This window comes from Rhizobacter sp. P2_D12 (assembly GCF_056404395.1).
Map to the genome: position 1 here is coordinate 1 of NZ_JBFUEB010000176.1, position 8,127 is coordinate 8,127.

Below are 8,127 nucleotides of genomic sequence, written 5' to 3' on the forward strand. Positions count from 1 at the left end.
CGCCGGGGGCGCGTCGATTCCCCTGCGCTGGCTGCTTTCAGGGCCCGTCGCCGAAACTCCCGCCGCTCGCTGCGCTCGCTGTGGTCAAACAGTCGGCGACAAGTCAGTCCACGAAGCGTGCTGGCGCACGCGGTCCCTGAAATCAGCCAGCTCCGGCGCCCCATCCTGATCGGCGCGCCCCAGCCTGCCCGCACGCGCCTTTGCCGAACCACCGGCGTTGTGCGACGAACGACAAGCCCGTAGCCCGGATGCCAGTCCGGGTTCGCCAACAGCAGTCAGCTCGGATCGAGACCGAACGAGGCCCGCTCGTCCGCATCGAGATTGCCGTCATGCCAGTCGTGCATGAAGAACAGATGGTCGATCACCTGCGCAGTGCACGATCACCATGCGCCGCGTGTCTCCGCCCAGCAGCACGCCGATCTCGCGCACCCGCTCGCCGTTCGGCACCGACGGCGCGCCCGGGATGGTCATGCGCTGGTGCTCCTCGAAGGTGCGGCCGTCCAGCAGCAGCGGCGGGTCGCCGCACGCCAGCAGCCGCTGCCCTTCGAATGCCTCGGCATCGACCGTCATGCCGGCATTCGGGCGCAATGTGCGCCAGCGCCCCGACGCGCCTGCGCCGGCGTGCGAACCTGCCCTGCCACTGCATCGGCAGCGAGCGATACGGGAGTGTCACGATGAACGAAAGCATGAGTGAAAGAACCACCAGCGCGAACCATGCCTGGGCGCGGCGCAGCCCGCGCCCCGAGGACGAGCAGGTGATGGGACCCACGATGCACTGGCTGGAGTCGCTGCCCAAGGGGGTGCGTCCGCTTCACCTGCCGCAGGATTTCCCGCGCATCGCCAACGACCTGTGCCGGCTCTGGGCCGAAACGCCGGTGCTCGACCTCTACTTCGAGGAGAAGGAGTTCAGCCTGCGCGAGAACCGTGCCGGCTTCCCTCCGATCATCAAGGAGGAATTGCTGGCTATGCACGTCCACTCGCTGCACACCCGGGCAGTTCCCTACGAGGCGCGGGCGCCACGCCAGGCGTCGCTGCTCGGCTAGCCGACAACAGGGCCGAGATCCCGGCCCGGAACGGTTCCAGCGCCAGCGGCTTGGTCCAGTAGTCGAGGCTGCCCAGTGCCTTCGCCGCGGCCACGTCCGCCGGCATCGCGTTGGCCGACACCGCCACCACCCGCACCGCCGCGGTGAGCGGATCGGCGCGCAGGGCTTCGAGCACCTGCAGGCCGGAGATGTCGGGCAGGTGCATGTCCAGCAGCACCAGCTGCGGCTGGCTCTGGCGGGCCAGCGCCAAGCCCTCCTGGCCGTTCACCGCCTGCAGCAGCTGCACGCCCTCCAGGCGCTGCAACATCTGCTCGACGAGGATCTGGTTGACGGGATCGTCTTCGATGTAGAGCACCAGCGCCTTGTCCTGCGGCTGCGCGGCATCGCGCGGCATCGACGCCCCGCCGGCGGCCGCGCTCGCCGGCACCTCGCACGCCGGCAGCACCACCCGTGCGCGCGTGCCCGAAGCCGGGCTGCTTTCGATCTCGAGCCTCCCATGCATCCCCTGCACGAGCTGGCGCGCGAGGGCCAGCCCGATGCCCGATCCCTCGATGACGGTGCCTTCGTGGCCCAGCCGGTTGAAGGGCTCGAAAAGGTGGGACAGGTGCTCCTGTGTCATCCCGGCCCCGTTGTCCACCACGTCGAGGATGACCTCGTCGCCGGCCTGCGTGACATCGATCCTCACCTGCCCGCCGGGCCGGTTGTACTTGCAGGCGTTGCTCAGCAGGTTCAGCAGCACCTGCAGCAGGCGCCGCGGGTCCGCCACCGCACCGATGCCGACCCGCGAGGCCGCCCGCTCGCCGAGCTCCACGCCTTGCGTGCGTGCGAACGGCTGGGTCAGCGCGACGGCTTCGTCGAGCACCGACGAGATGTCGCTGCAGCCGTTGACGACCTCGAAGCGCCCGGACTCGATGCGAGAGATGTCCATCACGTCGTTGATCAGGCCCAAGAGGTGCCAGCCGGCATGCGTGATCAGCCGCACCCGCTCGGCCTGAGGCGCCGTCAGGACCTCGACCCGGTCGGCGGCCAGCAATTGCGCAAAGCCCAGCATCGCGTTCAGCGGCGTGCGCAGCTCGTGGCTCATCTGCGACAGGAACCGGGTCTTCGCCTTGCTGGCGTCCTCGGCCGTCTTGCGCGCATGGTCGGCGAACGAAGCCAGGTGGCGCTCCCGCTCGCGGTCCGCGTTGTCGAGCGCGAACGACAGGTCGGCACCGAGTTCGTCCAGCAGCGGCGCCACGTCGTCGCCGAAGAAGGCGGTCGTCTTCGAGCACAGCAGCAACACGCCGATCGGGATGCCGCCGCGCTTGAGCGGGATCGCCGCCAGCGCGCGCAAGCCCGTCCCGAGGCACCAGGCGCGGTCTTCGCGGAGTCGCTCGTCCGTGGCGGCGTCGTCGATGACGATGGTGTCCCCGCTGCGCAGTGCCAGCGACATCATCCGGGTCTGCAGGTGGGCCCCGTCCAGCAGCCGCTGGGGCGGCGGGTATGCGGCACGTTCGCTGACAGCCTGGGCCGCGGCGCGATGCGTCTCCCGCACATCCGACAGGTCGATGAGGGCGAGATCCATGTGACCGGCCGCGATGCAGACCTCGCAGACGCCGTCGAACAACTCGCGCGGGTCGGGGCGGCGCAGGATCAGCCGGTTGGTCTGGGACATCACCGCGTGCAGCCAGCTCAACCGCAGCGCGGCAGCCCGGCGGGCCCGGCCGCCCCGCGGCCACGTCGGCAAGGGTGTCGAGATCACGGTCGTACCTCCCATGGCGCTGACTGTGCGAACCGCCACAGTCTGCGTGCATGCGCCCGCGCCTTCCGTTCGCTGCCGCACACAGGCGGAGAGATGGCACAATCGACCAACTGGTATTGCATTGGTTATGCTTGCTTACAGGACTACCCATGCCTGCCAGCGCTGTAAAACGGGACGCACGCCAGTGCGACAGCCAAAAACAAGCTTCGGGGAAATCAAATGGTCATGACCACTTCCAGCACGCGCCGCACCCTTGCGGTATTGACCTTGGCCCTGGCGGCTGCCGCCGTCCACGCGGCCTACCCCGCGTGGAAGCCCGACACCTACTACCCGGCAGGCACCATCGTTTCGTACGCCGGGCATGACTACAAGGCGTGGGTGTCGCAGACCGACTACACAGGCACCGGCTGGAATCCGACGACGGCGAGCCTGTGGCAAGACCTGGGGCCGAGCGGCGGCACGCCACCTGCGCCCGCACCTGCGCCAGCACCCGTTCCCGCGCCTGCGCCCGCACCGGCACCAACGCCTGCCCCGGCTCCGGCGCCCTCGCCCGCTCCAGCGCCTGCACCTGCACCTGCTCCCGCGCCAGCGCCAGCGCCAGCCCCGGCGCCGGCCCCGGTCGGCGCCCCCGCCAAGCCCACGCTGCAGATCCAGAACTACGACCACACCGGCAATTTCGCGATCGTGTGGAACAAGTGGTGGGGCATCAGCGGCACCTCGTGGGAGCTGCACGAAGACGGCGTCAAGGTGCAGTCCGGCACGCTGGCCGACGTCGGCAATGCCGCGCAGTCGGTGACGATCCAGATCACCGGCAAGAAGCTCGGCGTGTACACCTACCAGCTGAAGCTGATCAATGCCGCCGGCGCCACGCCGAGCGACGCGGCTTTCACGACCGTCGGCAACGCCTCGCTGGTCGGCATCAAGCCATGGGACGTCGGCGGCCAGTCGTTGCAGAGCACGCTCGCCGCCGGCACCACCACGGTCGACCTCAGCGTGGCCGGCGTCACCTACCCGACGTTCACCGTCGCCTCCAACAACCCGAAGGTCGCGACCGCGTCGGTGACCGGCAGCAAGCTCACCGTCACCGCGCTCAGCCCCGGCCGCGCCGGCATCCGCATCCTCGACAACAACGGCAACGGCCGCTGGATCGGCGTGCGCGTGAAGAACGCCGACGGCAGCCTGCCGTGCCTGCCGAAGCACGTGTCGGTGGGCTCGGTCTCCGACGACGGCGGCACGGCGCTCGCGGCCTGGCAGAACTTCGGCAGCGGCGACCTGAACACGCGCGCCGACCTGCGCTACATCTACCTGAACGGCGGCGCCTCGGTGCCCGGCAACACCAGCTGGTGTACCTGGACCACGGTGCCCTGCTTCCGCGCCACCAACTTCATCCGCGAGTCGAAGAAGCTGGGCATGGTGCCGGTGTTCGTGTTCTACAACATCGCCGACGGCGGCGAGAGCTACCCGACCGACCTGGCCCACATCCAGGACGCGACCTACATGGCGGCGTACTTCAAGGACTGGGTCAAGACCATCGACATCGCCAACACCGAGGCCGGCGACGACCCGGTGGGCTACGTGATCGAGCCGGACTTCATCGGGTACATGATGCAGAACTCGGGCCTGCAGCCGTCGCAGATCACCGCACGCGTGGACCAGGCCTACGCCGCAGGCGTGCTGACGGCGAGCGACCCGCAGTTCCCGAACACGCTCGAGGGCCTGGTCAAGGCGGTCAACTACATCGTGCAGAAGCGCAGCCGCAATGCGTGGTACGGCTGGCAGATCAACATCTGGTCGGATGCGCAGAGCGGCGCGTCCGGCAACGGGCTGATGCACATCACGGACAGCAACGAGAAGGGCTGGGCCGCCGGCCGGCCGCTGATCGCCGCCAGCGCACAGCGTGTCGGCAACTACTACAACGCCGCCGGCATCACCAGCTACGGCGCGAGCTTCATCTCGTTCGACAAGTACGGCTACGACGGCGGCGCCGCCGGCAACGCGCGCTGGCAGTTCAACGCCGACCACTGGAACAACTACCTCTACTACGTGCAGACGCTGAACGCCGCGCTGAAGAAGCCGGTGGTGCTGTGGCAGCTGCCGGCGGGCCACGTCAACGGCTCGGCGGGCACCAACCCGTACACCGGCGCGGCCTTCGCGACGCTGAACAACACCACCAGCAAGCACTACGAGGACACGGCGCCGACGTACTTCTTCGGCGACACCTTCACGGCGACCCCGAGCATCTTCGCGGCGAGCTACTACAAGACCAACGCGGCAGGCGACCCGAAGATCACGTCCAGCGGCACGCAGATCACCTGGGGCAGCCACATGCAGGAAGCGAAGAACGCCGGCGTGGTGTCGCTGATGTTCGGCGCGGGGGTCGGCGATTCGACCGACAACATCGGGCTGGGCAACATGCCGCTGACCGATGACCACTGGTGGCTGGTGAAGGCGAGCCGGTATTTCCAGAACGGGGTCGTGACCCTGCCTTGACGAGCCGCGGTCGAGCGCATCATGCCGCGGACGTGTATTCGAACCGTTCCATTTCTTGCCCTCTCTCAAAGATCCGACACCTTGATCCCGAGTTGGCCGCACATGGCGTGCAACGTGCCGGTCTCAACTCGTCCTTCAGCTTCCTGACGAACTCGCTTCCTGTCATGTCGATTGACGGTCGAAAACGTCCGGCAAGAGAGGGCTCGCCGATCTTTGCCTTGTGTGGCATGCCACAAGCGATCGTTCCCGCATGTCCCCTCGGGGAAACACCGAGCTTGACCGTGGTGAGCAGCCCGCGAGAATTCATCATCTTTATCGATTCAGACAACTCCGTCGCAAGCGATTGATGGCACCCCGCCCTCTCCCTCTTCAAAGCCTCGAAGTCGCCCGCCGCCAACAGCAGCAGAAGTTCGCCGACGCCGGCCTCGAAGTGCAGGTCGGGCACGCAGCCGACTGCCCCTTCCCGCCGGCCGAACTCGCGGCATGGCGCGCCGGCCATCCTGCCGTGGTCGAGACGCACGACGGCGGCCTCACCGCCGTCGTCCACCGCGTCCGCGCCCGCGGCCTCGACTGGGCCGTCAAGCAGGCCCGCACCGCGTGCAAGGTGCAGGGCATCGACGGCCAGACCTCGTTCCTGAACGAGGTGCAGCGCCGCGCCGAGATGGCCGCCCTGCCCGCACTGCAGCGTCCCGGCCTGGTGCCGACCTTGTACGCCTCGGTGCAGCAAGGGTTGATCGTCTCGCCGTGGATTGCCGGCAGCCACGTGAGCGACTGGGACGAGCCCGGCCTGCAGCAGCTCTTCGACACCGGCCGCAGGCTGATCCGCGCCGGCTTCTTCGAATGGGACTTCAGCCCCGGCAACGTGATCCGCGACGCGCGCCAGGTCTGGCTGTTCGACTACGGCTACATGTACCGCTTCGACCCGCGCCGCCACTTCAACAGCTCGGGCACCGGCACCAGCGTGCCGCAGTGCCACCTGGCCGAGCGCATCGAGACGCGCCACGTGTTCGGCTGGCTGCTGCGCGTCGAGCAGGCGCAGGGACTGCCGGCTGCGCTGCGCGCCTTCGAGATGGAAAAGCGCATCGCGCAGGCTACCTACGAGCGCCTGCACCGCGAGCTGCGAGGCGATGGCGCACAGGCCGTCGTGCTCGACTGGCTGCAGGGCTTCATCGACGACTGGCGCCAGGCGCTGTCCACCGGCGTGCAGGACCTGTACCTGCGCGAAGCTTGGCGCTCGCACGCGGCCGACCTCGAGGACGACCTGCAGGGCCAGACCTGCACCCCCGCCACGCTGATGCGCGCCCGCTGGCTGCTGCGGTCGCTGGCCGAGCAGCACGACGCGCTGTCGGCGCAGGGCGTGTGGCAAGGCGCCGAGGCCGCGCTCGACAAGCCCGGCCTGCTGGCGCGCTACGAGCAGCGGCTGAACCTGGCGCACACCTACCAGCTCGCCTGAATGTCATCCCGGCGTCAGTCGACGCTGCGACAGTCGGCAGCTTCACACCGGGGGAATCTCATGTCAGGACATCACCATCCGCTGCGCGCCGGCTTCGCCGTGTCGGGCACCGCCCTGCTGCTGGCCGCCTGCGCCGGCGCGCCCACCGCAAGGCTTGCGACGCTGGACGGCAAGCCGCCGCTGGTCGCCGCGCACCGCGGGGCCAGCGGCTACCTGCCCGAGGAGACGATCGAGGCCTATGTGAAGGCGATCGAGCTCGGCGCCGACTACATCGAGCTCGACCTGGTGTCGACGAAGGACGGTGCGCTGGTCGCCCGCCACGACCCGAACCTGGGCATCAGCACCGACGTCGCGACGCGCCCCGAGTTCGCGGCGCGCAAGCGCACCGTCAGCGTCGACGGCGAGGTGCAGACCGGCTGGTTCTCGAACGACTTCACGCTGGCCGAGATCAAGACGCTGGGCGCGATCTCGACCGACGCAGAGCGCCCGCAGGAGTTCAACGGCCGCTTCAAGATCCCGACGCTGCAAGAGGTGATCGCGCTGGCCAGGCGCAAGTCGCAGGAGACCGGCCGCACGATCGGCATCTATCCCGAGACCAAGAACCCGAGCTACTTCAAGCTGCTGGGCCTGCCGCTCGAAGACAAGCTGCTCGCCGCGCTGGCCGAGGCCGGCTGGAGCAGCCGCAGCGCGCCGGTGATTCTGCAATCCTTCGAGCCGGGCAGCCTGAAGTACATGCGCAGCAAGGGCTCGACGCTGCGCATGGTGCAGCTGATCGACGGCGACAGCGTCGACCTGAAGACCGGTGCGGTCACCTTCGGCGTGCCGTCCGACCGGCCGTACGACTGGACGCTGGCCGGCGACAAGCGCAACTTCGATGCGATGGTCACGCCCGCCGGGCTGGCCGAGATCAAGACCTATGCCGACGGCATCGGGCCGTGGAAGCGCTACATCGTCAGCGTGAAGGGCACGGTCGGCGCCGATGGCAAGGTGCAGGACCTGAACGGCGACGGCAAGGTCAACGACGCCGATGCGGTGACCACGGCGCCGTCGACGCTGATCGCGGATGCGCACAAGGCCGGCCTGTTCGTGCATGCCTTCACCTTCCGCAACGAGAAGCGGCGGCTGGCGGGCAGCTACCGCGGCGATCCGAAGCAGGAGTACCTGCAGTTCTACGAGCTCGGGCTGGACGGGCTGTTCACCGACTTCACCGACACCGCGCTGGCGGCGCGGGCGGAGTACCTGAAGAAGGTCAGCCCGTAGCCCGGATGCTTCTTTGCTGTCGTCGGCGCGAGCAAAGGCGCGGGCGGGCAGGCTGGCGCGCGCCGGATGGGGCGGTCGCCGCGCCGGGGGCGCGTCGACTCCCCTGCGCTGCCTGCTCCGGCGCCCCACCCTGATTGGCG

At 68.7% G+C, this 8,127-nt stretch carries 6 protein-coding genes; 4 read left to right on the plus strand and 2 right to left on the minus strand.

Features of this window, described 5'->3' with window-relative positions; translation table 11 throughout:
- Positions 1 to 327: 327 nt before the first annotated feature.
- On the minus strand, positions 328 to 570 hold the full coding sequence (locus AC1DYN_RS30635) for a rhodanese-like domain-containing protein (protein WP_477966251.1): 243 nt from the start codon (positions 568 to 570) through the stop codon (positions 328 to 330).
- A 116-nt stretch (positions 571 to 686) separates the two neighbouring features.
- Between AC1DYN_RS30635 and AC1DYN_RS30640 the strand changes: the two genes are divergently transcribed.
- Positions 687 to 1,043, plus strand: a complete 357-nt coding sequence (locus tag AC1DYN_RS30640; protein ID WP_477966253.1) for a hypothetical protein — start codon at positions 687 to 689, stop codon at positions 1,041 to 1,043.
- Here the strand turns inward: AC1DYN_RS30640 and AC1DYN_RS30645 are convergent.
- A complete protein-coding gene (locus AC1DYN_RS30645) occupies positions 964 to 2,697 on the minus strand; it encodes an ATP-binding response regulator (RefSeq protein ID WP_477966255.1) in 1,734 nt (577 codons plus the stop codon). The genes AC1DYN_RS30640 and AC1DYN_RS30645 overlap by 80 nt on opposite strands.
- 312 nt (positions 2,698 to 3,009) lie before the next feature.
- On the opposite strand from AC1DYN_RS30645, the gene AC1DYN_RS30650 reads away from it, so the two are divergent.
- The 3 genes from AC1DYN_RS30650 to AC1DYN_RS30660 all read left to right on the plus strand — a co-directional run bounded on the left by AC1DYN_RS30650 (position 3,010) and on the right by AC1DYN_RS30660 (position 7,987).
- Positions 3,010 to 5,274 carry a carbohydrate-binding protein gene (locus tag AC1DYN_RS30650; protein ID WP_477966257.1) on the plus strand — a complete coding sequence of 755 codons (2,265 nt, stop codon included), beginning with the start codon at positions 3,010 to 3,012 and terminating at the stop codon, positions 5,272 to 5,274.
- A 346-nt stretch (positions 5,275 to 5,620) separates the two neighbouring features.
- The gene (locus AC1DYN_RS30655; RefSeq protein WP_477966260.1) at positions 5,621 to 6,727 is read left to right on the plus strand and encodes a protein kinase family protein; all 1,107 of its coding nucleotides are present in this window, start codon (positions 5,621 to 5,623) and stop codon (positions 6,725 to 6,727) included.
- Positions 6,728 to 6,787: 60 nt separating this feature from the next.
- A complete protein-coding gene (locus tag AC1DYN_RS30660; protein ID WP_477966262.1) occupies positions 6,788 to 7,987 on the plus strand; it encodes a glycerophosphodiester phosphodiesterase in 1,200 nt (399 codons plus the stop codon).
- Positions 7,988 to 8,127: the final 140 nt, after the last annotated feature.